This is a genomic window from Mesorhizobium sp. C432A, assembly GCF_030323145.1.
Lineage (GTDB): Bacteria > Pseudomonadota > Alphaproteobacteria > Rhizobiales > Rhizobiaceae > Mesorhizobium.
In genome coordinates this window covers 2,329,879-2,354,004 of sequence record NZ_CP100470.1, presented here as the reverse complement: position 1 = coordinate 2,354,004, position 24,126 = coordinate 2,329,879, and the positions used below count along the sequence as shown (strand labels likewise).

20 protein-coding genes are annotated in these 24,126 nt (G+C 63.2%); 3 read left to right on the top strand and 17 right to left on the bottom strand.

Annotated features, from left to right (window positions below; genetic code table 11):
- Positions 1 to 7: 7 nt before the first annotated feature.
- The 14 genes from NLY33_RS11325 to NLY33_RS11260 all read right to left on the bottom strand — a co-directional run bounded on the left by NLY33_RS11325 (position 8) and on the right by NLY33_RS11260 (position 15,935).
- Entirely contained in the window at positions 8 to 916 is a 909-nt protein-coding gene (locus NLY33_RS11325; protein ID WP_023691835.1) for an endonuclease/exonuclease/phosphatase family protein, read from the bottom strand.
- Positions 917 to 1,004: 88 nt separating this feature from the next.
- Complete coding sequence (locus tag NLY33_RS11320; protein ID WP_023704038.1) at positions 1,005 to 2,558, bottom strand: cation:proton antiporter; 1,554 nt, start codon at positions 2,556 to 2,558, stop codon at positions 1,005 to 1,007.
- 152 nt (positions 2,559 to 2,710) lie between these two features.
- Positions 2,711 to 3,775: an ABC transporter ATP-binding protein gene (locus NLY33_RS11315; protein WP_023691836.1), complete on the bottom strand. Its 1,065-nt coding sequence runs from the start codon at positions 3,773 to 3,775 to the stop codon at positions 2,711 to 2,713.
- A 30-nt stretch (positions 3,776 to 3,805) separates the two neighbouring features.
- Entirely contained in the window at positions 3,806 to 4,597 is a 792-nt protein-coding gene (locus tag NLY33_RS11310) for an ABC transporter permease (protein WP_023704039.1), read from the bottom strand.
- On the bottom strand, positions 4,594 to 5,508 hold the full coding sequence (locus NLY33_RS11305) for an ABC transporter permease (protein WP_023671170.1): 915 nt from the start codon (positions 5,506 to 5,508) through the stop codon (positions 4,594 to 4,596). Before NLY33_RS11305 ends, NLY33_RS11310 begins: the two co-directional genes overlap by 4 nt.
- A gap of 63 nt (positions 5,509 to 5,571) precedes the next feature.
- A complete protein-coding gene (locus NLY33_RS11300; RefSeq protein ID WP_023671169.1) occupies positions 5,572 to 6,678 on the bottom strand; it encodes an ABC transporter substrate-binding protein in 1,107 nt (368 codons plus the stop codon).
- 238 nt (positions 6,679 to 6,916) lie between these two features.
- A complete protein-coding gene (locus NLY33_RS11295) occupies positions 6,917 to 8,089 on the bottom strand; it encodes an iron-containing alcohol dehydrogenase (protein ID WP_023683212.1) in 1,173 nt (390 codons plus the stop codon).
- Positions 8,090 to 8,107: 18 nt separating this feature from the next.
- Positions 8,108 to 9,493 carry an aldehyde dehydrogenase family protein gene (locus tag NLY33_RS11290; RefSeq protein WP_023704040.1) on the bottom strand — a complete coding sequence of 462 codons (1,386 nt, stop codon included), beginning with the start codon at positions 9,491 to 9,493 and terminating at the stop codon, positions 8,108 to 8,110.
- A 13-nt stretch (positions 9,494 to 9,506) separates the two neighbouring features.
- Positions 9,507 to 9,926: a type II toxin-antitoxin system VapC family toxin gene (locus NLY33_RS11285; protein WP_027049802.1), complete on the bottom strand. Its 420-nt coding sequence runs from the start codon at positions 9,924 to 9,926 to the stop codon at positions 9,507 to 9,509.
- The gene (locus NLY33_RS11280; protein WP_023671165.1) at positions 9,923 to 10,378 is read right to left on the bottom strand and encodes a DUF7662 domain-containing protein; all 456 of its coding nucleotides are present in this window, start codon (positions 10,376 to 10,378) and stop codon (positions 9,923 to 9,925) included. The genes NLY33_RS11285 and NLY33_RS11280 overlap by 4 nt, the downstream gene beginning before the upstream one ends.
- Positions 10,379 to 10,468: 90 nt before the next feature.
- Positions 10,469 to 11,839, bottom strand: coding sequence for a glutamine synthetase family protein (locus NLY33_RS11275; RefSeq protein ID WP_023707596.1), 1,371 nt, complete (start codon positions 11,837 to 11,839; stop codon positions 10,469 to 10,471).
- An 80-nt stretch (positions 11,840 to 11,919) separates the two neighbouring features.
- The gene (locus NLY33_RS11270; RefSeq protein WP_023691841.1) at positions 11,920 to 13,476 is read right to left on the bottom strand and encodes an amino acid permease; all 1,557 of its coding nucleotides are present in this window, start codon (positions 13,474 to 13,476) and stop codon (positions 11,920 to 11,922) included.
- A 78-nt stretch (positions 13,477 to 13,554) separates the two neighbouring features.
- The gene (locus NLY33_RS11265; protein ID WP_023691842.1) at positions 13,555 to 15,099 is read right to left on the bottom strand and encodes an amino acid permease; all 1,545 of its coding nucleotides are present in this window, start codon (positions 15,097 to 15,099) and stop codon (positions 13,555 to 13,557) included.
- A gap of 17 nt (positions 15,100 to 15,116) precedes the next feature.
- Positions 15,117 to 15,935, bottom strand: a complete 819-nt coding sequence (locus tag NLY33_RS11260; RefSeq protein WP_023691843.1) for an N-formylglutamate amidohydrolase — start codon at positions 15,933 to 15,935, stop codon at positions 15,117 to 15,119.
- A gap of 147 nt (positions 15,936 to 16,082) precedes the next feature.
- On the opposite strand from NLY33_RS11260, the gene NLY33_RS11255 reads away from it, so the two are divergent.
- The 3 genes from NLY33_RS11255 (at position 16,083) to NLY33_RS11245 (ending at position 21,370) form a co-directional block, all read left to right on the top strand.
- A complete protein-coding gene (locus NLY33_RS11255; protein WP_023671160.1) occupies positions 16,083 to 16,907 on the top strand; it encodes a MurR/RpiR family transcriptional regulator in 825 nt (274 codons plus the stop codon).
- A 171-nt stretch (positions 16,908 to 17,078) separates the two neighbouring features.
- Positions 17,079 to 18,242, top strand: coding sequence for an efflux RND transporter periplasmic adaptor subunit (locus tag NLY33_RS11250; RefSeq protein WP_023691844.1), 1,164 nt, complete (start codon positions 17,079 to 17,081; stop codon positions 18,240 to 18,242).
- Complete coding sequence (locus NLY33_RS11245) at positions 18,239 to 21,370, top strand: efflux RND transporter permease subunit (protein ID WP_023704042.1); 3,132 nt, start codon at positions 18,239 to 18,241, stop codon at positions 21,368 to 21,370. The genes NLY33_RS11250 and NLY33_RS11245 overlap by 4 nt, the downstream gene beginning before the upstream one ends.
- Positions 21,371 to 21,551: 181 nt before the next feature.
- Here the strand turns inward: NLY33_RS11245 and NLY33_RS11240 are convergent, their stop codons facing one another.
- The 3 genes from NLY33_RS11240 to NLY33_RS11230 are packed head-to-tail and all read right to left on the bottom strand — an operon-like array spanning position 21,552 to position 24,044.
- A complete protein-coding gene (locus NLY33_RS11240) occupies positions 21,552 to 22,589 on the bottom strand; it encodes a zinc-binding dehydrogenase (RefSeq protein WP_023704043.1) in 1,038 nt (345 codons plus the stop codon).
- A gap of 11 nt (positions 22,590 to 22,600) precedes the next feature.
- On the bottom strand, positions 22,601 to 22,885 hold the full coding sequence (locus tag NLY33_RS11235) for a zinc-binding dehydrogenase (protein ID WP_198020322.1): 285 nt from the start codon (positions 22,883 to 22,885) through the stop codon (positions 22,601 to 22,603).
- Positions 22,806 to 24,044 (bottom strand): acyl-CoA dehydrogenase family protein, encoded by a 1,239-nt coding sequence (locus NLY33_RS11230; protein ID WP_023704045.1) that lies wholly within the window; start codon positions 24,042 to 24,044, stop codon positions 22,806 to 22,808. The genes NLY33_RS11235 and NLY33_RS11230 overlap by 80 nt, the downstream gene beginning before the upstream one ends.
- Positions 24,045 to 24,126: the final 82 nt, after the last annotated feature.

Here is a 24,126-nt window from a genome sequence, read left to right as displayed (position 1 = left end):
TGAGGGCTCACCGATCTCCTGAGCTCAAAGGCGTTTCGAGATCGATATCGATCCGGACCGGAAAATGGTCTGAAGCGATCTCGCCTATATCGGCACTGACCGAGCGCACACGGTCCGCGAACATACCGCCGACGAAGCAATGGTCGAGCCGGCGTTTTGCCACTTTCCCGTCGATCGTTTTCACATGGGTGTGGAAATCGGCAGCCGGCTCGCTAGCGACGGCAGCGGCATCAACAAAGCCGTCGAGATAAGCTGCCCCGCGATGATAGGGCGTGCTGCCGACGATGCGGCTGTATTCGGCGCTGCCAGGCTCCATGTTGAAATCGCCCATCCAGATCGCCGCCGTCGGGTTCTCCGGCTCGGCCTCGCCACTGGTCCAGTTGCGCGAAGGCTCATCGTCCGCGCCGCTCCACGGGCCTCCCTCGAACGGCGCGCGGCGATGCTCGGCCAAGAGATAGTCGATCTGCTCCAGACGCTCCTCCGCCGCGATATGGGCGAGATGCAGCGACAGGACCCTTACCGGTCCGGCCGGCGTGCGGATCATGCATTCGAGCGCGGCGTTGCGCGTGTTGAGCGGCCGCAGCGTGCGGCGCATGGGCAGCGCGTGCAGCCGCGACCAGGCGATCGGCAGCTTCGACAGCAGCATGGTGCCGAACTGGCGGCGGCGGTTGACCACCCGGCCGTCGCGCTGCTCACTGGCGTCCATGTCGAAGGCCGGGCCATAGACCCAGTAATAGCTAGGCAGCAGCTTGGACAGGACCTCCGGCTGGTCGTCCTCATTGGTGCGCTGCCAATGCCGCTCGACCTCCTGCAGCGCGATGATATCGGCGCCGTCGACCAGCTTGGTGCAGCGCGAAAGATCGTAACGGCCATCGCCGCCGAACCCGTACTGGATGTTGTAGCTGACCAGCTTCATTGCTTATCCGGCTCAATTTCGCTTTGGCAGTAGCGGTTCGGCAGACGGGTTGCAATGTACCGGCACGACGGCGGAACTGGGCCAGCGTCTATGATGTGGTCAGCGGCTGGAACCGGCCCGCCGGCGATGCCGCCAGTTCGGCCCAGTCGATCTCTTCCTCCAGCCGGTGGTAGGCTTCGTCGCCGATCGTGCCGTTGCTGCGCAACTCCTCGAGCGTGTCGCGCTGGCGGTTGATGGCATAGAGGCGCAGCCGGTCGTATTCGGTCGCGGCCTGAGCGTCCTCCGGGTTTTCCGCAATCAGGCGCTGCGCTTCATACTGTTCGCGCACGACGGCGGCGGCCGCAGATGTCTTGCGGCTCAGCACGTCCAGTGCTGCCTGCATGATGGCGACGCGCGCCTGCGCCACCTCATTGTCGACGGTTCTATCGGGGTCGAAGTTGATCCAGCGCAGCAGCGGCTTCAGCGTCATGCCTTGCAGCACCAGCGTGCCCAGCACCACCGCGAAGGCGGCAAGCACGATCGGGTCGCGGCCGGGAAAATCGGCCGGCAGCGCAATGGCCACCACCAGCGTCACCAACCCACGCATGCCGCACCAGCCGACAATGACGGCGCCGCCGAACGTCGGCAATTCCCGCCTTGCCTCTTGGCTGCCGAAGCGGGCAAGCCACCGGATGATCGCGACGTAACTCGCCACCCAGACAAGGCGCGCGACGATAACGACGACCAGCACCGTTGCGGCGAAAAGGAATGCTTCGCCTTGCCCGTCGCCGGCCAGCCTGCCAACGATCGTGCGTGCCTGCAGGCCCATCAGCACGAAAGCCAGCACGTTGAGCACGAACACCGCCGACTCCCAGACCGAATAGGTGCTGACGCGGCGTCTCGCCGACGACTGGCGCGGCGCCCTGCGCGCAATGGTCATGGCATAGACGACGATGGTGATGATGGCGGAAAGGCCGAGCCTGTCGGCGATGATCCACACGGCGAAGGTTCCGGCAAACTGCACCACCGTGCTGCTCGCCGCATCCTCGATGCGGCCGAGCGCCAGCAGCGAGACGCGGCCAAACAGATAGCCCGCGATCACACTGCCGATCGTTGCCAGCAGGATCACCGGAACGGCGTTGCTGAGCATGATCGTGCCAAGCGCGGCCGAAACCGCCAGCCGGTAGATCAGCAGCGCCGTGGCATCGTTGAGCAGGCTCTCGCCCTGCAGGATGGCGGTGATGCGGTGCGGTACCTTGAACTGGCTGAGCACGGCGGATGCGGCCACCGCATCCGGTGGCGCGACGATGGCGCCAAGCGCGATTGCCGCCGCGATCGGCAGGCCGGCCATCTTCCAGCCGACCAAGGCAACCACCACGGTGGTGAAGACCACGGCGCCCAGCGCGAGCAACGCGAGCGACAGCCGGTAGCGCTTGAGGTCGCGCAGCGACGTGTCATAGGCGGCGTCGAGAAGCACCGGCGCGATGAACAGGGCAAGCGCCAGCTCCGGATCGATCTCGATCGTCGGCGCACCGGGTACGAAGGCAATCGCGACGCCGGCCAGAGCCAGCAGGGACGGATAGGGAATTTCCAGCCGCCGCGACAGCGCCGTCAGCGCGACGGCAGCCAGAAGCAGGATGAGGGTAAGTTCGAATAGCGCCATGGCCCATCGTAGCGGCGAAGCGGCATCATGGGCAGTGGCTGGATGGCAAGATGCTGTTGATTGTCCAGCAAACGCCCGACCTTGGCAGGATACGGCCGTTCATCGCGCTGGCCTGATTCGACCGTCTCGGTTCCCTTGGGATGCTGCTTTTACTAGTGCAGCACCAGCATGTCGCTCGATGAAAACGATATCTCCGCCTTCTCGCCAACAGCCGGCGGTGGTGTGGCCGGGCTGTTGAAGGTGTCGAGCGACACCGTGTTGCCGCCGATGCCGACGCGAACGCGGATCACCGAGCCGAGGAAGTGCACTTCGGAGATTTCGCCCGACAGGCTTGAATCGCGACCGGGCTGGCGCCCTAGCGAAATCGCCTCGGGACGCAGCGCCAGCGACAGGGTGTCACCGGACTTCGAGCCGTTGAGCTTGCCCTTGAGCGAGACTTCCTGCGTGTTGACTTGCACCGTGCCGGCCGCGGCGTCAGTGACCTTGCCTTCGAGCACGTTCAGCGTGCCGACGAAATTGGCGACGAACTTGGTCGCCGGCCGGTTGTAGATCTCGAACGGCGTGCCGACCTGCTCGGCCTTGCCGCCATACATCACCGCGATGCGGTCCGAGATCGACAGCGCCTCTTCCTGGTCATGTGTGACGAAGATGGTGGTGATGCCGAGCTTCTTCTGGATCGAGCGGATTTCCTCGCGCAGCGAGACGCGCACCTTGGCGTCGAGCGCCGACAGCGGCTCGTCGAGCAAAAGCAGCTTCGGCTTCGGCGCGATGGCACGCGCCAGCGCGATACGCTGCTGCTGGCCGCCTGAGAGCTGATAGGGATAGCGGTCTGCCATCTGCGGCAACTTGATGATGTCGAGCATCTCGGCGACCCGGGAATCGATCTCTGCCCTTGCCATGCCGGCGACCTTCAGGCCGAAGCCGATATTTTGCGCCACGGTCAGGTTCGGGAACAGCGCGTAAGCCTGGAACACCATACCGACATTGCGCTGGTTGGGCTTCAGCCGCGTAATGTCCTTGCCTGCGACGACGATCTTGCCCGCCGACGGCTCTTCGAAACCGGCGACCATGCGCAGCACGGTGGTCTTGCCGCAACCCGATGGCCCAAGGAAGGAAACGAACTCGCCCGGCTCGACATCAAGATTGAAATCTTCGACCACGGTGGTGGCGCCGAAGGATTTTCGCACATGCTGGATGGAGAGGAATGGTTCGGCCATGGCTTTTTCTTTCGATCAGTACTTTGTCGATCAGTTCGGGCGGTTCGCCGATCTCGGCGCGAAACGGGACAGGATCTGGATCAGCGACATACAGCCCCAGGTGATGGCGAAGGCGATGATGGCAAGCGCCGCCGGCTCATAGGCGCGGTTGGCGCCAACGTTTTGAAGATAGGGGCCGAAGGCGGGCCGGTTGAGCAAGCTGGCCATGGTGAATTCGCCAATGACGATGGCGAAGGTAAGGAAGGCGCCCGACAGCACGGCGATCAGCACATTGGGCAGGATCACACGACCAATGATCGTGCCCCAACCGGCGCCAAGGATCTGCGCCGCTTCGGTCAGCGTCCTGACGTCGATGGTGCGCAGTCCGGTATCGACCGCGCGATACATGTAGGGCAGCGCCAGCATTGCATAGCCGATGACCAGCAAGGCATTTGTGCCCATGTCGGTCGCCAGGAACGGCAGCGGCGAATTCGAACCGTACATCCTGATATAGCCGAAGACGATGACGATGGCGGGAATGACTAGCGGCAGCAGCGTGATGAACTCTACGATCGGCCGCAGTTGCGGCAGGCGCAGTCGAATCCAGTAGGCGGCGGGCACCACGATCAACACGCCCAGAATGATGGTGAAGATGGCGGCAAGCACTGAGTAGCCAAAGGTCGCCTGAAAACGAGGGTCGCCAAGCACGATCTGATAGGCGTCGAAGGAATAAGCGCCGCGCCGCATGCGCAAGGAAAATTCCACCGTCGCGATCAGCGGAATGAAGAAATAGGCCCCACCCAGCCCGAAGACGACCCAGGCCCAGAATTTTCCGGACTTCATTTCAGCCACCTCTCCGAGCGCGTCCGGAACCAGATGTAGAAGACATTGGCCAGCCCGGTGATGACGATCATGCCGAAGGCGATCGCATAGCCGAGATGGGCATTGTGCAGCACGTCACCGCGTATCTGCGCATAGAGCAGGATCGGCACGATGTTGAGTGAAGAGCCGGTCAGCGCATAGGCGGTGGCGATGGCGCCGAAGGCATTGGCGAAGAGCAGGATGACCGTGCCGAGGAAACTCGGCCAGATCACCGGGATGACCACCATGCGCCAGTATTGCGTCTGGGTGGCGCCAAGCGTCGCCGCAGCCTCGCCCCACTCCTTCTTCAAGCCGTCGATCGCCGGCGTGATGATGACCACCATTAGGGGAATCTGGAAATAGACATAGGTCAGCGTCAGACCCCAGAACGATAGGATGTTGAAGCCGTGCGCATAAATGTTGAGGCCGAACACGGTGTTGAGCAGCACCGTGGCGAGACCGAGGCGTCCGAGCGTGGCGATGAAGGCGAAGGCCAGCGGTACGCCGGCGAAATTGGAAGCCACGCCGGAGAATGTCAGCGTCGCCGAACGTATCCACTCCGGCAGGCCGCCGCGCACGATGGCGATGGCGATGCCGAGACCTGCGAAGGCGCCGATCAGCGACGAGGAAAGGCTGACCTTGAGCGAGATCCAGTAGGCGGCGACAATCGATGGCTGCGCCAGTGCTGCTATGTTTTCGAACGTGAATTCGCCGGCATCGTTCTGGAATGCACCCAGCATCAGATAGAGCGTGGGTAGGATCAGGAACATGATGGCGAAGATGAAGAATGGCGCAACGCCGAGCCATTGCGTCGGCAGTCGCATTGCACGCGCCTCGCTGGGGGGCGCGGTCTTCCCGGCAACTGCGTGATCGGAAAGCGAGATATCTGTCATGCGCCGGCTACCGTCTCCGAGGAACACCGGGCGGCCGCGAGGCCGCCCGGTTGGTTTCAAGCCTTACTTGACGTTGGCGCCGACGACGGCATCCCAGTTCTTGGTGACGGCTTCCTTTGCCTTGCCCTGCTCGTCCAGCGTCGGGAACACCGCGGCAGCGTAAGCCTCGGCCGGCGGCAGCTTGGCCATCACGTCCGCCGGGAGCTTGCCGTTCTTGGCAAGATCGTTGAAGCGGATCGGGTGGCAATAGCCCTTCAGCCAGCCGATCTGGCCTTCGTCGGAGTAGAGATACTCCAGCCAGAGCTTGGCAGCGTTCGGATGCGGTGCGAAAGCACTGATCGCCTGCACATAGACGCCGGCAACGACACCGGTCTTCGGCACGACGACGTCGACGGGCGGATTGCCCTTCAGCGTGTCGCGACCGGCAAGTGCATTGTAATCCCAGGTCACCAGGATCGGCGTTTGGCCTTGTGCCAGGGTCGCCGGTTTGCCGATGACCGGCACGAAATTGCCGGCGGCGTTAAGCTTCTTGAAGAAGTCGAGACCAGCAGTGCCAGCAGCTTCGCCGGCAGCCGCACCACCGGAAATGCCGGCCGCGTAGACGGCCTGGATGGCCTGGTTCGAGGCGCGCGGGTCGCCGGCAAGCGCCACGGTGTTGGCGAATTCCGGCTTCAGCAGGTCAGCCCAGTCAGCCGGCGCTTCCTTGACGAGGTCCTTGTTCACCAGGAAGGATAGCACGCCATAGTAGTCGCCGGTCCAGTAACCATCGGCATCCTTGGCGCTGTCGGGGATCGAGTCCCAGGTCGACACTTTGTAGGGCTGGATCAGGCCGTCAGCCTTGGCGGTCGGGCCGAAGGACAGGCCAACGTCGATGACGTCGGGCGCCTGCGGGCCCTTGTTGTCCTTGTTGGCCTTGATCGCCTCGACCTCGTCGCCGGAGCCGGCATCGGGGTTGAGTTCGTTGATGGTGATCTCAGGATACTTTGCCTTGAAGCCGTCGATGACGGCGCCGTAGCCGCACCAGTCATGCGGCAGCGCGATGGTCGTGAGCTGGCCTTCCTTCTTCGCAGCGGCAACCAGTTCATCCATGGACTGGGCCGACGAGATAGCAGAGGTCGCCATGAGGGCGACGGCCGAAAGGGAAAGCACTTTCCCTGTGAACTTGAACATGTGTTCTCTCCGTTGAACTGGCGTCCTGGACGCCTGCGATGCGGTATCGGTTTCATATGACAGCCAGATGAAAGCTTTTTGAAACTGGCCCCCGGCGGTACGAAAAGTTAACTCTTTTTAACCGGCTGTAGCAATTAGCCTCGACTTAATTCCCGGCTAATGGTTTATTGCCTTGCTTTTTGCCCCCTTGCCCTTCCTTTCCCTTCGTTTTTAGATCACGTCCGGCGCAGAAACCGCCTCAGACAGTGCCGGCGATAGTGTTCTCGAGCAGCGTCAGCGCCGCCTTTTTGGTCAGCCTGACCGGGTTGCCGCCGGCGGTCGGATCGACCACCGCCATGTCGGCGATCAGCCCTTTGCGCTTCTTGTCCATGTCGAGCCCCTTGATCAGATCGGGCAGCGCATGCGGCACCTTCAATTCCTTGCGCAGCTTGATGATCGCTTTGGCAAAGCCGTCGAAGCCACCCTTGATGCCGCAATAGGCAGCGAGCCGGGCAATCCGCTCCTCGATGGAGTCGCGATTGAAGGCCAAGACATAGGGCATGAACACCGCATTCGTCATGCCGTGATGGGTGTCGTAGAGCGCGCCGATCGGATGCGACAGCGAGTGGATGGCGCCAAGACCCTTCTGGAAGGCGGCAGCACCCATGGCGGCCGCACTCATCATGTGGGCGCGCGCGACAAGGTCCTTGCCGTTGGCGTAGGCCTTGGGCAGGTTCTCGAACACCAGGCGCACACCTTCCACCGCAATGCCGTCGGCCATCGGGTGATAGCCCGGCGCGCAATAGGCTTCGAGGCAGTGCGCCAGCGCATCCATGCCGGTGCCGGCGGTGATGAAGCCGGGCATGCCGACCGACAGTTCCGGATCGGCAATGACGATTGCCGGCAAAAGCTTCGGATGGAAGATCACCTTCTTAGTGTGCGTCGCCTCATTGGTGATGACGCCGGCACGCCCGACTTCCGAGCCTGTGCCGGCAGTGGTCGGCACGGCTATGATCGGCGCGATGGCATCCGAATTGGCGCGCGTCCACCAGTCGCCGACATCCTCGAAGTCCCAGATCGGCCGCGTCTGGCCAGCCTGGAACGCGATCAGCTTGCCGAGATCGAGCGCTGAACCGCCGCCGAAGGCGATGACGCCGTCATGCTTGCCCTTCTTGAACACGGCGATCCCGGCGGTGAGGTTGGAATCGACCGGGTTCGGCTTCACCTCGGAGAACACGCCATAGGATACCTTGGCGTCGTCGAGGATTTTCAGCGTCGAAGCGACGACCGGCAGTTTCGCCAACCCCGGATCGGTGACGAAAAGCGGCCGCTTAATGCCGGTGGCCGCGAGCACCTCAGGCAGTTCCTTGATGCGCCCGGCACCGAAGCGGACGGTGGTCGGGTAGTTCCATTTGGAGATCAGCTTGGACATGTCTTGTCTTTCAAAAAATCAGATGGCTTCGCGCAGATGGAAGGATTTCGGCCGGGTCAGATTGTCGTAGCCGAGCGCCGAAAGGGCAACGCCTTTGCCGGTGTCCTTGACGCCGGTCCAGACCAGCGCCGGATCGAGGTAGTCGCAGCGGTTCATGAACACGGTGCCGGTCTCGACGCGGTCGCCGATCGCCACCGCATGCTCGATATCGCCGGTCCAGATCGAAGCGGTCAGCCCGTAGGGGCTGTCGTTCATCAGCGCGATCGCCTCCTCGTCGTTACGCACCTTCATGATGCCGACGATCGGGCCAAAACTTTCCTCGCGCATGACGCTCATCTGGTGGTCGACGCCGGTCAGCACTTCCGGCGCCAGATAGGGCGAGCCGGCCTTGTCGTTAGCCACCTTCATATTGATGTGTGCGATTGCACCCTTGCGCAGCGCCTCGGCCTTCTGCTCGCGGATCAGGTCGGCAAAGCGCGCCTGCGCCATCGGCCCCATTGTCGTCGCCTGTTCCAGCGGATTGCCGACGACATAATTCTTCGTCTCGGCGATGAAACCTTCGACGAACTGGTCGTAGACCTTCTCATGCACATAGACGCGCTCGATGCCGCAGCAGCACTGGCCGGAATTGTAGAAGGCGCCGTCGACCAGATTGGCCACCGCATGGTCGAGCTTGGCGTCGGGCAGCACATAGGCCGGATCCTTGCCGCCGAGTTCGAGCCCGAGCGTCATGAAGGTGCCGGCCGCCGCCCTCTCGATGGCGCGGCCGCCGCCGACCGAACCGGTGAAATTGACATGGTCGATCTTGCCCGAGCCGAGCAGCTTCTCGGTCTGGGCATGGTTCAGCACGACATTCTGGAACACGCCCTTGGGCAGCCCAACCTTGTCGAACGCCTGCTGGAACCGTTCGCCAACCAGCAGCGTCTGCGCCGCATGTTTGAGGATAACGGTATTGCCGGCCATCAGTGCCGGCACGATGGTGTTGACGGCGGTCAGATAGGGATAGTTCCACGGCGCGATCACCATGACGACGCCGAGCGGATCCTTCTTCACATAGCGTCGGAAGCCGTCCTTCGGGTTGGATGCCGGCACGGATTTCAGCGCGGCTTCAGCGATCTCGACCATGTAATTGGTGCGTTCCCTGACGCCGCCGAACTCGCCGCCATAGCGCACCGGTCGCCCCATCTGCCAGGCGATCTCCGGCACGATCTCGTCGGTCATCGCGACCAGCGCTTCGAGCATCGCCAGCATAAATTTGCCGCGCTCGACGATCGGTGTCAGCGCCCACTTCTCCTGCGCCGCCTTGGCGCGCTCGACCGCGGCATTGATCGCCTGGTCGGTCGCGATCGGCCGCTCGGCGTAAATCGAACCATCGATGGGCGATTTGAGTTTTACGGTTTCCAAAGGATACTCCAAGTTAGCAGGCTAGGGTGCGCAGATGGCCATTGCGGCCATAGCGAAGGATGGGCTCGTCACGCGTCACCAGAACCATGTCCAACGCTCTCGCACTTGCCATCAGTATCCGATCGATGGGATCACCATGAGGCGGACCGGGCAGGTTGGATGACGCAATCAGAATGGCTGGTGAGATAGCGCTGAGCTTTGCCGACATTCGCTCGATGAATCGCTCCACGAAGTCGAGTGGTGCCAATGGCAGATTGAGCCGACCCTTGGCTACGCCGATTCCGATCTCCCATGCCGACATCGGTGAAAGATACAGACGGCCGTCATAGGCCGCTTCCGAAATCTCCCGGCTTGCGTGCGGATCGATCAGACTATCGTTGGCGACAAAGATCACCGCACATGTATCCAGAAGCAGGTTTGGCCCTTCGCTCATTTACGCACCGCAAGTTTGCCGTCACGCGCGTCAGCCTCACCGCCCAGATAGCCCCGGTCCCATGGCTCGTCATCGAAAGGTTTGGTGATATCAAATCCGGCTTCGATCGTTATTAGGCCCTTCATGAAACCAAAACCGGGGTGGCGATCCGCGCGCGCCTCCTTTGGCGCGGCAGGCACGCTACCACTGGGCGGCGCCGAAATGGGCTCTTTGCGAACGCGGCGAAATACCAGTTTCCCACTCCCTATATTGACGGATTCGGTCTCGAACCCAGCCTCAAGCCACTCCCTTGTCATGGGATTGTTGCTCGGATTGTTGCTCCACCATGCAGGGTATTGCTTCGATGCGGGCAGCGGCAGATTGAGCACTCTCTCGATTTCGGCGAACGACATCGGAACGCGATCGACATTCTGGGCAATGAGAAAGTCCTTGAGCGGCGCATATTTGGACATTGCAAACTCCTCAATGTAGCGCACTGCAGTTTACAGGTACCATATGGTACTAACTTCACCACATTGTCAACATTAAAGCTGTATAAAGTTTTAGTACCGCTCGAACCCTCTGTGCAGTTCCCAATCCGTAATGCGGCGGTCGTATTCGAACTGCTCCCACTTTGCGGTGTGGACATAATGTTCGAGCACATCGTCGCCGAGCGCCTGCTTCAGCATCTTCGACTTGGCCAGCGTCTCGGTGGCGTCACGCAGCGTTTTCGGGATCTCCGGCAGGCGCGAGGCCTGGTAGGCATCGCCGACGAACGGCTTCTGCAGTTCGAGCTTCTCGTCGATGCCGGCAAGGCCGGCGGCGATCAGCGCCGCGAAAGCGAGATAGGGGTTTAGGTCGGCGCCGCCGATGCGGCATTCCATGCGGATGCCCTTGGTGCCCTCACCGCACAGGCGGAAGCCGGCGGTGCGGTTGTCCTCGCTCCACATGATCTTGGTCGGTGCGAAGGTGCCGGCCTGGAAGCGCTTGTAGGAGTTGATGTAGGGCGCCAGGAACCAGGTAAACTCCCTGGCGTATTTGAGCTGCCCAGCCGCCCATTGCTGGCCAAGCGTGGACAAAGTCCAGTCCGCCTTCTTGTCGAAGAACAATGGCGTCTTGCCATCGGCGCTCCACAGCGAATTGTGGATGTGGCTGGAGTTGCCCGCGAGCCCGTAATTGTATTTCGACATGAAGGAAATCGACTTGCCTTCGGACTCGGCAATCTCCTTGGCGCCGTTCTTCAGGATGACGTGGCGGTCCGCCATGTCGAGCGCCTCGGCATAGCGCACATTGATCTCTTCCTGGCCCGGGCCCCATTCGCCCTTGGAGTTTTCGATCGGGATGCCCGCCGCTTCCATCTCGTTGCGAAGCCGGCGCATGACGCCTTCTTCCTTGGTGGTGATGCCGATCTGGTAGTCGCCGATATAAGGCGACGCGGTGTCGAGCCCCTGCCAGTGCTTCTTGCGGGCGGAATCGTAGGTCTCGTTGAACAGGTAGAATTCGAGCTCGGAGGCGAAGTAGCCGATATAGCCGCGTTCGGTGAGCCGCTTGACCTGCTTTTTCAGCATCGCGCGCGGCGAATGCGGAAGGTCGTCATGGGTGTGGTGGTCGAGCACGTCGCAGATCACCAGCGCGGTCTTTTCCAGCCACGGAATCCGCCGCAGCGTCGCAAGGTCCGGCTTCATGAGGAAGTCGCCATAGCCCTTCGACCAGCTTGCCGCCTTGTAGCCCGGCACCGGCTCCATATCGATGTCGGCGGCGAGCAGATAGTTGCAGCCATGCGTCTCGTCATGAGCAGAATCCACAAAGTACTGCGCCAGGAAACGCTTTCCCGCGAGCCGCCCCTGCATGTCGACGATGCAGGCCAGCACCGTGTCGATCTCGCCACTGGAGACCGCTTTCTTCAACTGATCGAACGAGAAATTTCCGGCCATTTCCTTTGGCACTCCAGTGCTTGGTCGTTGAGGACGAAACCATAGCCGGCTGCACGCCGGCCATGGCCATGATGGTGACGTCAGTGGCCGGTTTCGCCGACCGCCTGTTCGGCGGCCTTGATCGCTGCCTGACGTGCCGCGATGATGTCCCCCAGCGGCGGGCCCTGGAAGCGATTGCGCTCGAAGGCGAACCAGACAATCGCCGTCAGGATGAAGAAGCCGACGGTGATGTACAGCGCCCAGTCGTTCGGCGGCTGGATGCCGATGATGAAGATCAGGATCATCGACACGATCGAGAGAACGCCGAACAGCATGAAGATGCCACGGCCCAGGTTCCACGGTCCCATCTTGTCCCACTTCGGCGTTCCCCAAGCCACCATGCCGAGCACGATCGGCACGGTGAAGGACAGGAACAGGAAGATGACGGTGCAGGACACGACGATGGTGTAGGCCGAGGTGCCGGCGACCGAAACCAGCGTCGAACCCCAGACGAACAGCACCGACAGGACCGACGCCGTCCAGATCGCCGCCACCGGCGTGCGATAGGTCGGGCTGACCTTGGCCAGTGCAGACGAGCCCGGCAGGCCGCCGTCACGCGAGAAGGCAAAGATCATGCGCGAAGCCGAGGTGACGGTTGCGAGGCCGCACAACAGCTGGGCGATGAACACGACGAGGTAGACGAACTCCTTGAGGCCGGGACTGACGCGCTGGTCGAAGGCCCAGAAGAACACGTTCCAACCCTGCTTGGCGGCGTCGTCCATGTTGGGGATCATCAGTACGAAGGCGGCCAGGAACAAATAGCCGAAGACCGCCGACCAGATAACCGACATCACCATCGCACGCGGCACCGATGAGGCCGCCTTGATGGTTTCCTCGGAAGTGTGTGCCGAAGCATCGTAGCCGGTGATGGTGTAGATCGGCAGCAGAAGGCCGAGAGCGAACACCCAGGCGTTCGAGACGGACGGCCAGACGCTGGCGCCGGCCTCACCCGAGTAGTTGTGGAAGGTGAAGAGCCGGCTGAAATCCCAGGTCTCGGCGGAGAACAGGCAGACGACAGCAATCAGGATCGAGCCGAAGAAGATCAGGTAGCCCGAAAAGTCGGTCAACTTCGCAGTCAGCTTGATGCCGAGATGGTTGATCAGGGCCTGGGCGCCGGTGATGATGACCAGGAAGATCATCTGATTGGTCAGCGTACCCTCGATGCCGAGCGTCGGCCCGAAGGCGCCGATGAAGAACGTCCAGGTGCCGACATTGATGGCGCCGAGCACGGTGATCAGGCCGAGCAGGTTGAGCCAGGCCGTCACCCAGCCGGTGCCGCGATTGCCGAGGATCGAACCCCAGTGATAGAGGCCGCCGGCCGTCGGATAGGCCGAGCTGATCTGCGACATGGCGACCGCGAAGGTGAGCGAGACGAAGCAGCCGACCAGCCAGCCGATGCCGATGCCGATGCCACCGGCGCCCGACGTTGCCTGCGCCAGCGAATTGATGCCGCCCGACAGGATGCAGATGATGGAGAAGGAAACGGCGAAGTTGGAGAAGCGGCTTAGCCGCCGCTCAAGTTCCTGGGCGTAGCCCATGGAATGGAGGTGCTTTACGTCTTCCGCCTTGTCTGTGTCTGAATAACCCGGTGCTGCCATTGTAGTCCCCTTTGCATTCTTAACTGGCCGGCCCTGCCCCGGTCGGCTTGCGCCGGCCGGAGCATCTAGTCTTTGCTGTTAGCCTGCCGTCTGGCCGACGGCTGCTTCCGCGGCCGCGATCTCGGAAGCGCGGCGAGCAATGTCGGCGCCGATCGGCGGGCCCTTGAAGCGGCGCGATTCGATGCCGAACCACAGCACCACGAGCAGAACGATCAGGCCGATGGCATAGTTGATCAGGATGTCGAAGGGCGGCTGGATGCCGGCATACATCAGCACCAGAACGCCAAGCACCGTGATGACGGCGAACGGCTTGGACCAGATGCCGAGGCGGAACGGGCCGAATTCGGTCCAGCTCTTGCCCTCGGCAAGCAGGCCGGCGGCCACGGGCATGGCGTAGGACACGTAGAGGAACAATGCACAGCCGGCCGCCAGTGCGGCAAAAGCCGGCGAGTACAATGTCGCTGCGACCGCGAGCACCGCTCCGAGCCAGATTGCCGCCACCGGCGTGCGCCATGTCGGGCTGACGGTTTTCCACACCGACGAACCGGGCAGGCCGCCGTCACGCGCGAAGGCAAAGATCATGCGCGAGGTCGACGTCAGTCCGGCGAGAGCGCAGATGAAGTTCGCCAGCACGATTGCGATGGCAATGATGCTCTTCAGCAGGAATGGTGCCGGCAGGTTGTTGAAGAGATTGAACCAGGCATTAGCGCCATCCTTGGCCGTCGCTGCCAGATCGGGGCTGGCCAGTACGAACGAAACGGCCATGACGAAGCCGAACACCAGCGACCACAGGACCGAATGGATCATGCCGCGCGGCACCGCCACGCGGGCATTGTGGGTCTCTTCGGACGTGTGGGCCGAAGCGTCGAAGCCGGTGATGGTGTAGAGTGGGTAGAGCAGGCCGATCAGGAAGGCGACGAGTGCCGTCCGTGCGGTCGGAACGTAGCCTGCGCCTGGATCACCGGTGTTGTTGACGAAGGTGGTGAGCCGCGAGAAATCCCAGCTTGCGCCCCAGATCAGGAACATCGCGGTCAACACGACGGCGACGACCAGAATGAGGTAGCCCGAGAAATCCGTCAGCATGGTGGTGAGCCTGATACCGAAATGGTTGATCAGCGCCTGTGCGACCGTGATGATCACAACGCCGATCACCTGCTCCTGATAGCCCCACGCGGAGACGTCGTTGCCGAACACGCCGGACCAGACAAGGTCCTTGAACAGCGCGTAGACGCCGACATTGACCGAGGCGACGACGAAGACCAGGCCGAGCAAGTTGATCCAGGCCGTGGCCCAGCCCCAGCCGCGCCCGCCGAGAATTGACGACCAGTGGTAGAGACCGCCGGCCGTTGGGTAGGCCGAGCCGATCTGGCCAAGGGACGCGGCAACGACAAGTGCAAAGACGCCGCCGATGACCCAGCCGACAGTCGCCTCGAAGCCGCTGCCGGTCGCCATGGCCAGCGGGAAGGACGTGATGCCGCCCGCCAGAATACAAATGATCGAAAAGGAAATTGCGAAATTCGAGAAGCCGCTCATGCGGCGAGCCAACTCCTGGGCATAGCCCATGCTATGGAGGGTTTTTACATCCTCCGATCTTTCAGCGTCTGATTTGTCCGGTCCTGCCATTTTCGTCCCCTGTTTTTCTAGCTGGCCGATTGAACTGACTTTCCCATTGCGTGTCGCCGGGAACCCTTGGCCTCCTCGGGTTCCAGGTCAGAAAAAATGCCCGTGAGCAGATCCGCCCATTTCCGCTGCCCGGTCTCGCCGGAGATCTCGTCGTTGCGGATTTCGATCATTGCGCAGGCAAGGCCGCGCGAGCGTGCATGGCGCTCCAAAGTGAAATAGACGCGGTCGGCCGGCGAATAGGGCTCGTTGATGCCGACAGTGACGCCGGAGAGCCGCTGCAGCGCCGCTATCAGCGGCGACGCCAGCCGGCGGTCGTCATCATGGATGATGCCGATATGCCAGGGCCGGTTCTTGCCCTTGTAGACCGGCGTGAAGGAATGCACCGACACCAGCCGGGTGTCCTGCCCACGCGCCTGCCGGTCGTCGATGATCGATGCGATCGTGTCGTGGAACGGCCGCCACGACAAAGCGATGCGCTCGGCGCGCTCACTGTCCGACAGGCCGGCATTGCCCGGAATGGCCGTCGTCTCGCTTACCGGCGGCACCAGGTCCGGTGCCTCGAGCGGACGGTTGCAGTCGATTATCAGGCGCGAGATGCGGGTTTCGATGAGCGTCGCATCGAGGGCGGTCGCGATGCGGCGCGCCACCGGCAGCGCGCCGGGGTCCCAGGCGATGTGGCGGGAGAGGTCCTCGGCCGGCAGGCCAAGCGTGCCGAATTCGGACGGCAGGAAGTTGGAAGCGTGGTCGCAGGTCAGCACGAAAGGGCTGGACCCGCCGGGGTTCGTCACCCCTACGGTATCAGACGATGCAAGGCTGGCGGGCCGTGCTCTCTCCATAGTCTGCCGTCCCCTGGGGAGCGCTGTATCTTATGTTACGTATTTTGCCTCATTGCGTCCCTGTGGATGATTTCATACAGTTTGTCCGGCTTTGTCAAACGCGATTTCGGGGAAGCGGTCTGGACGGGCTCAGGGGTGGGGAAAACGATGATTTCCAGCATTGCCGAACTGATTTCGGACCGCATCGGCACGATGCCGGCCGGCGAGCGCCGCGCCGCGCAGACACTGATTGCGAACTATCCGCTGATCGGGCTGAAGACGGTCGCCGAGTTCTCGACCGCCGCCGGCGTATCGTCGCCGACCATCCTGCGCTTTGTCTCCAGGCTGGGGTTCCAGAACTATCCCGAATTCCAGTCGGCGCTGCAGGACGAACTGGCGGCGCAATTGCAGTCGCCGGCATCGCGCACGCTCAACCCGGCCTCCCCAAGCGGTGCAGTATCGCCAATGCTGGAGGCGACGCTGGACAATATGCGCGAGACCTTCAGGCATCTCTCCGACAGACAGCTTGCCGACATCGCCGCAAGGCTTGCCGACCGGCGCGGCAAGACATTCCTGATCGGCGGCCGCTTCACCGATCCGTTGGCACGCTACATGGCCGCCCACCTCGCCATCATCCAGCCCGATGTCTATCACCTTGCCGGCCAGGAGAGCATCTGGCGCGACCGGCTGATCGACATGGGCAAGCGCGACGTGCTGGTGATCTTCGACATCAGGCGCTACCAGGACAGTCTGGTCCGCTTTGCCCAGACCGCGCATCAGCGCGGCGTTCAGATCGTGCTGTTCACCGACCAGTGGCTATCGCCGATCGCCCGCTTTGCCCGCCATGTCATTGCCGGACGCACCGCCGTGCCTTCGGCGTGGGACTCTTCGGCCGCTCTGTTCGTTGTCGCCGAGACGCTGATCGGCGCCGTCACGAGGCAGCTCGAGGCCGACAGCGCCAGGCGCATCCGCGACCTCGAAAGCCTGCGCTGACACGTTCAATCCCCGCCGCAGGTGCGCAAAATTACGCAGATTTAATGTGCATGGAAGCGGCAGAATTGCCATAAAGCCATGATATTGCGGCGGCTTCGCACATACCGGGTGCGTCGCTGCGCGTTTTTTTGCTTGGCGAAACCGGTAGACGTTTTGCCAACCGGAGTGTCGATGGCCGCCTGGAAACAGATCGTTTTTGCGCTTGTGATCCTGGTCGCGGCTGTCCTCGCCTGGGCGCGATTCTTCCCGGGCGCGCCGGAGGTTCTAGCACGCTGGGGCATCGACTGGACCTATGCTTCGGCGCCCGCCACAACCGGTGCGGTCGACACGACAAAACAGGCAGGCGGCCGCAACGCTGCCGGCCGCCCGGCAAATGTCGTCGCCTTGCCGGCGACCACCGCCACCATCAACGATCGCCTGCAGGCGATCGGCACCGGCCGCGCCAACGCCTCGGTGACGGTCAACCCATACAGCTCTGGGCGCCTCGTTGAATTTCTCGTCCAATCCGGCACCCGCGTCGACAAGGGGCAGATCATCGCTGTTCTCGATTCCGAGACCGAGGTGATCTCGCAAGATCGTGCCAAGCTTGCCTTGCAGGATGCCCAGGACAAGCTCGAGCGGGTGAAATCATTGAGGGCCTCCAACGCCGCGACCCCGGTCGCCGTCGCCGATGCCCAAGTGGTGCTGGCCGGCGCCAAACTGGCGCTGCAGGATGCCGAACTCGCCTTGCAGCGTCGTTCGATCGTCGCCCCTATCGCCGGCACGGTCGGCATCCTGCCGATATCGGCCGGCAATTACGTCACCAGCCAGTCGGCGATCGCCACGCTTGACGACCGCTCCTCCATCCTGGTCGATTTCCTGGTGCCCGAGCGCTTCGCCGCCGCCGTCAAGGTCGGCGCGCAACTGTCGGCGACGCCGATCGCCAATCCGAGCAAGGCCTATACCGGCACTGTGTCGGCCATCGACAACCACATCGACGAAAAGAGCCGCACCCTGCTGGTCAAGGCTGCAATCGCCAATCCGGCGGATTCGCTGCGCGCCGGCATGTCGTTCGGCATCACCATGCGCTTCCCCGGCGACACCTATCCGGCCGTCAGCCCGCTGGCAATCCTGTGGGGTTCCGACGGCGCCTATGTCTGGCAGGTCGAGGACGGCAAGGCCAGGCGCGTTCCCGTGCGCATCATCCAGCGCAACACTGAGACGGTGCTGATCGACGCTGAGATCGAGGATGGCGACATGGTCGTCACCGAAGGCACCCAGAGCGTCAGCGAAGGCGGCGCGGTCCGCATCGCCGGCCAGGATCAGCGCGCCGCGGAAGCTGCCGAAGGCTCATGACTGCACCCGTCAGCACCGCCAGCGAAACCGGCTTCACCGCACTCTTCATCCGCAGGCCGGTTATGGCCTTCGTGCTGAACACGCTGATCGCAGTGGCCGGCCTTGCCGCTTTCTATGGCGTCGAAATCCGCGAACTGCCCGATGTCGACCGCGCCGTGGTCACCGTGTCGACGGCCTTCGAGGGTGCCGCCGCCGAAACCGTCGACCGTGAACTGACCGACACCATCGAGGGCGCGGTCGCCCGCGTCTCCGGCGTCAAGTCGATCTCGTCGACCTCTTCCTTCGGCCAGAGCCGCGTCACCATCGAGTTCAACGACGGCGTCGATTTGAACGTCGCCGCCTCCGACGTGCGCGACGCGGTCGGCCGTGTCGCCAACATGATACCGGAGACCGCCGACCCGCCGCGCATCGTCAAGGCCGATGCCAATTCCGATGCCGTGATGCGACTGGCCGTCACCTCCGACACCATGTCGGTGCAGGACATGACGGTGATCGTCCAGGACCAGATCGAGGACGAACTGGCTGCCGTGCCTGGCGTCGCCGACGTTCAGGTCTATGGCGACCGCGACAAGATCTTCCGCATCGATGTCGACCAGAACAAGCTCGCCAGCCTCGGCTTCACTGTGGCCGATCTGAGGGCAGCGCTTGCCTCGGTCGCTTTCGATTCACCAGCCGGTTCGATCACCACCACCAACCAGGATCTCATCGTCCGCACCACGGCCGATGTGACGACGCCGGAAGAATTCGAAAACATCATCATCGGCGGCACGACGCGCATCCGCGACGTCGCCACCGTCACGCTCGGTCCCGACATCGGCCAGACCTCGTTGCGCTCCGACGGCAAGACCGGCATTGGCCTTGGCATCATCCGCCAGGCGGAATCGAACACGCTGGATATTTCCACCGGAGTGAAGGCAGCCGTCGCCAAGCTGCAGGAAAACCTGCCCAAGGGCATGTCGATCAAGATCACCAGCGACGACGCAGTCTTCGTCAACGGCGCCGTGCACGAGGTCGAGATCGCGCTCGGCCTGTCGATCTCCATGGTGCTGATCGTCATCTACATCTTCCTGCTCGACTGGCGCGCGACGCTGATCCCTGGTCTGTCAATGCCGGTCGCCATGATTGGCACCATCGCCGCCATCTATCTCGCCGGCTTCTCCATCAACATCCTGACGCTTCTGGCGCTGGTGCTGGCAACCGGCCTTGTCGTCGACGACGCCATCGTCGTTCTGGAAAACATCGTGCGACGGCGCAACGAAGGCATGGGGCCTCGTGCCGCCGCCGTGCTCGGCGCCCAAGAAGTGTTCTTCGCAGTCATCGCCACGACGCTGACGCTCGTTGCCGTTTTCGTGCCGATCTCCTTCCTGCCGGGACAGACCGGCGGCCTGTTTCGCGAATTCGGCTTCGTCCTCGCCATGTCGGTGCTGCTCTCCTGCGTGGTGGCGCTGACGCTGTGCCCGATGCTGGCCTCGCGCATGTTGACCGGCGCATCGCTCCACCATGAAGGCGGTCACGGCATTGGCGCGCGCGTCGGTGGCGCGCTGAACGCGGCCTACAAGCGCGCCCTGCATGCCTGCCTCGGCGCGCCGTGGATCGTGCTGCTGGTTGCGGTGCTGTTTGCGGGCGTCGCCTTCAGCCTGTTCGGCACCATCCGCCAGGAACTGACGCCGAGCGAGGACCGCGCCGTCGTGCTGTTGCGCATCAACGCGCCGCAAGGCGTCAGCCTCGATTACACCACGCAGCAGATGCAGAAGATCGAGCGGCTGATCCAGCCGCTGCGCGATTCCGGCGAGATCGTCTCGACCTTCGAAAACGCCGGCCAGAACGGCGCCTACAATTCCGGCTTCATGGTGATGACGCTGGCGCCGTGGGACGAGCGCACGCGCAGCCAGCAGGAGATCATGGCGCAGATAAGCCAGCTGACCCGGCAGGTGCCATCCGTGCGCATCTTCCCGGTGCAGGCCAATAGCCTCGGCATTCGCGGCGCCGGCAACGGCCTGCAATTCGCGCTGGTCGGCAACGACCGCAAGGCGCTCGGCGACGCGGCGGTGAAGATCATCGCCCGGATGCAGGCCGATCCGCGCTTCCAGACGCCGCGGCTTTCCATCGACCCGACGCAGCCGCAGCTGGCGGTGGCGATCGACCGCGAGCGCGCCTCCGATCTCGGCATCGACATATCGGGTCTCGCCAACACCTTGCAGGCGATGCTCGACGGCAACGATGTCGTCGATGTCTACATCGCCGACCGCAGCTATGGCGTGAAGCTGGTCTCGACCACCAACCCGATCAATGATCCGACCGATCTGGAAAACATCTTCCTGAAGACCGCCGACGGCCGCTTCGTGCCAATGTCGACCATCGCCACGCTGACCGAGCGCGCCGTGCCGCCGTCGCTGACCCGCGAACAGCAGCAGCCTTCGGTGGCGATCACCTCGAACCTGAACGGCAATTTCGCACTGGGTGACGCGCTCGGCGTTGCCGAGCAGATCGCCGCCCCGCTGCTGCCGCCGGGCAGCCGCGTCCTGCCGCTGGCCGAAGCCGCGACGCTCGGCGAGACCAACAGCGCCATGATCACCATTTTCGGCTTCGCGCTGGTCATCATCCTCCTGGTGCTCGCCGCCCAGTTCGAAAGCTTCGTCAGCGCCGTCATCATCATGGCGACGGTCCCCCTCGGCCTTGCCTGCGCAATCTTTGCGCTGCTTTTGTCAGGCACCAGCCTCAATGCCTACAGCCAGATTGGCCTCGTGCTTCTGGTCGGCGTCATGGCCAAGAACGGCATCCTCATCGTCGAATTCGCCAACCAGCTGCGCGACCGCGGCCTCGGCGTGCGCGAGGCGATCGAGCAGGCCTCGATCATCCGCCTGCGGCCGGTGATGATGACGATGATCTGCACCATTCTCGGCGGGGTCCCGCTGGTGCTGGCCGCCGGCGCCGGTGCCGAAGCGCGCATCGCGCTCGGCTGGGTCATTGTCGGCGGGCTGGGTCTCGCCACCGTCTCGACGCTGTTCCTGACCCCGGTCGCCTACCTCCTGCTCGGCCGCTTCGTCACGCCGAAGACGCATGAGGAAGCGAGGCTGAAGCGGGAGCTTGAGGAAGCGGCGTACGCCAATGTCGAGCCGGCGGAGTAGCTCCGCTTACCATCCCCCTTGTGGGGAGGGTCGGACCGCAGGTCCGGGGTGGGGGTGCAGCGCCAACTACCGTCGGTCCAGCGCTCCCGCGATAACAGAGGTAGGAGCCAAGACCCCCACCCCGACGAAAGAGCAAAATTGCTCTTTCGTCGACCCTCCCCACAAGGGGGAGGGTAGAAAGTCACGGCCTAATAAACACCTTCCCGTTCGGCTTGGCCAGCTCCGCCGGGGCCTTCGCCATCGCCTCATCCAGCGGCAGCACCGCCGTCACGTCGGTTGACCAGCGCCCATCCGAAAAGCGCTTCTGTGCTTCCATGATCGCCGGGCCGCGCTTGTCGCGGAACTGGCGCATCCATTCGACCAGCCAGAAGCCTTCAATGTGCTTGTGTTGGAAGATCATCTGGCCGGGCTCACGGATGACAGTGGTGTCCAGATCGAGCCGTCCATAGATGATCCAGCGCGAGCGCTTCGGCATGGCGTCGAAGATCGCCGAGGCCAGCGGCCCGGTCACGGCATCGAGGAAGATGCGCGGCTGCTCGGCCTTGACCACATCGCGTAGTGCTGCCTTGAAATCCGGCGCCTTCTCGTTGAGCACATGGGCAGCCCCGATCTCCTTCAACAGCGGAATCTGCTCGTCGCGGCGCACGGTGACGATCGGCCGGAACCCAGCCTCCTTGGCGAGACCCGCGATCAGCTTGCAAAGCTGGCTGGCGCCGGCGGTCATGATGAAGGCTTTTTCGCCCGTCTCCTTGACGATGTCGAACATGGCGAGCGCCGTGAGCGGGTTGACGATCATCGCCGCGCCATCCTCGTCGCGGACCGTGTCGAGCAGCGGAATGCAGCCGGCGGCTTCGGCAACTGCATAGTCCGCCCACGCGCCCCAATTGGTGACGCCTGTGGTGAAGGCGATGCGCTTGCCGATCAGGCTTTTCGCATAGGGCTCGTCGCCGCTGGCAACGACCGTGCCGACACCCTCGAAGCCGGCCGGCTGGCCCTTGGCGCGCGGCTGACCGTACTGGCCCTTGATGAACATGACGTCGGACGGGTTGATCGAGGCGAGGCTGACCTTGATCAGCACCTGGCTCGGTCCGGGCGTCGGCACGCCAATGCTGCCCAGCGTGAGATACGGCTCCATCGCCTCCAGCACGCTGCCGGAGGGCGTCCTGGTGTAGCCGTCGCCGATCAGCAGCAGTGCTCTCATGTCTGAGGGGATCGCCATGGCGGGGCTCCTTACAGTTTGAGTATGAGCTTGCCGGATGCGCCACGGCCAAGCACGCGCGTCACCACGGTGGCGGCATCGGCCAGCGGATAAGTGCCTTCGATGACCGGCCGAACCTTGCCGGCGAGATGCCAGCCGACCAGTTCCTTCAGATTGTCGGCATGGACGAGCTGGCCGAGCGGCGCGAAATCGCGGGCGATAATGGCCTTCATCAGCTCAGACCTTTTCCTGCGTGTATTTCCTGAGCTCCGTACGCGCCACCTGCCGGCGGTGCACCGCGTCCGGCCCGTCGGCAAGGCGCAGGGTTCGCAAATGCGTCCACGAGCGCGCCAGCGGCGTGTCCTGGCTGATGCCTTGCGCCCCGAACATCTGCACCGCCTCGTCGGTGACCTTGAGCGCGACGCGCGGTGCGATGACCTTGATCTGGCTGATCCAGGGCGCGGCTGCGCGCGCATCGCCCTGGTCGATCATCCACGCCGCCTTGAGGCAGAGCAGCCGCGCCATCTCGATCTCCATGCGGCACTCGGCGATGATGTCGAAATTGGCGCCGAGCTTGGCCAACGGCTGGCCGAAGGCCTCGCGGCGCACCGAGCGCTGGCACAGCAGCTCCAGCGCCATTTCGGCCTGGCCGATGGCGCGCATGCAATGGTGGATGCGGCCGGGGCCGAGCCGCCCCTGCGCGATCTCGAACCCCCTGCCCTCGCCGAGGATCAGGTTTCCCGCCGGCACCCTGACATTGTCGAAGCGAAGATGCATGTGGCCGTGTGGCGCGTCGTCATCGCCATAGACCTGCATCGGCCGCAGCTTGGTCACGCCCTTGGTACCGGACGGCACCAGGATCATCGAATGGCGGCGGTGCTGCGTCTCGGCTTCGCCGGTGCGAACCATGACAATGTAGATGGCGCAGCGGGGGTCCCCGGCCCCCGACGCCCACCATTTCTCGCCGTTGAGTACATAGTCGCCGCCTTGCTTTTCGCAGCGCATGGCGATGTTGGTGGCGTCGGAGGAGGCGACATCCGGCTCCGTCATCAGATAGGCCGAGCGGATTTTCCCCTCGAGCAGCGGCGCCAGCCATGCCTGCTTGTGGTCCTCCGAGCCATAGCGCTCCAGCACCTCCATATTGCCGGTGTCGGGCGCCGAGCAATTGAAGGTCTCCGCGCCGAGATGCGCCTTGCCCATCTCCTCGGCGAGATAGGCATATTCGACGGTTGACAGCCCATAGCCGCGCTCGGAGCCGGTCAGCCAGAAATTCCACAGGCCGCGATCCTTGGCCGTTTTCTTCAACCCTTCGAGGATCTCGGTCTGCCGCGCGGTGTAGACCCAGCGGTCGCCGCCCTTGCCGACCTCGCTCAAAAACTCATGATCGAGCGGCATGATCTCGTCGCACACCATGGCGGCGACACGGGCGTGGATCGGCTTCAGCCGCTCGGTCATGCCGAGATTCATGTCGCTCATCGCTCGCTAACCCTTCACGCTGCCCGGACATTTATCCGTGGCAAGGATGACCGTACTTCGGATAGCCTTGTCAACGCGAACT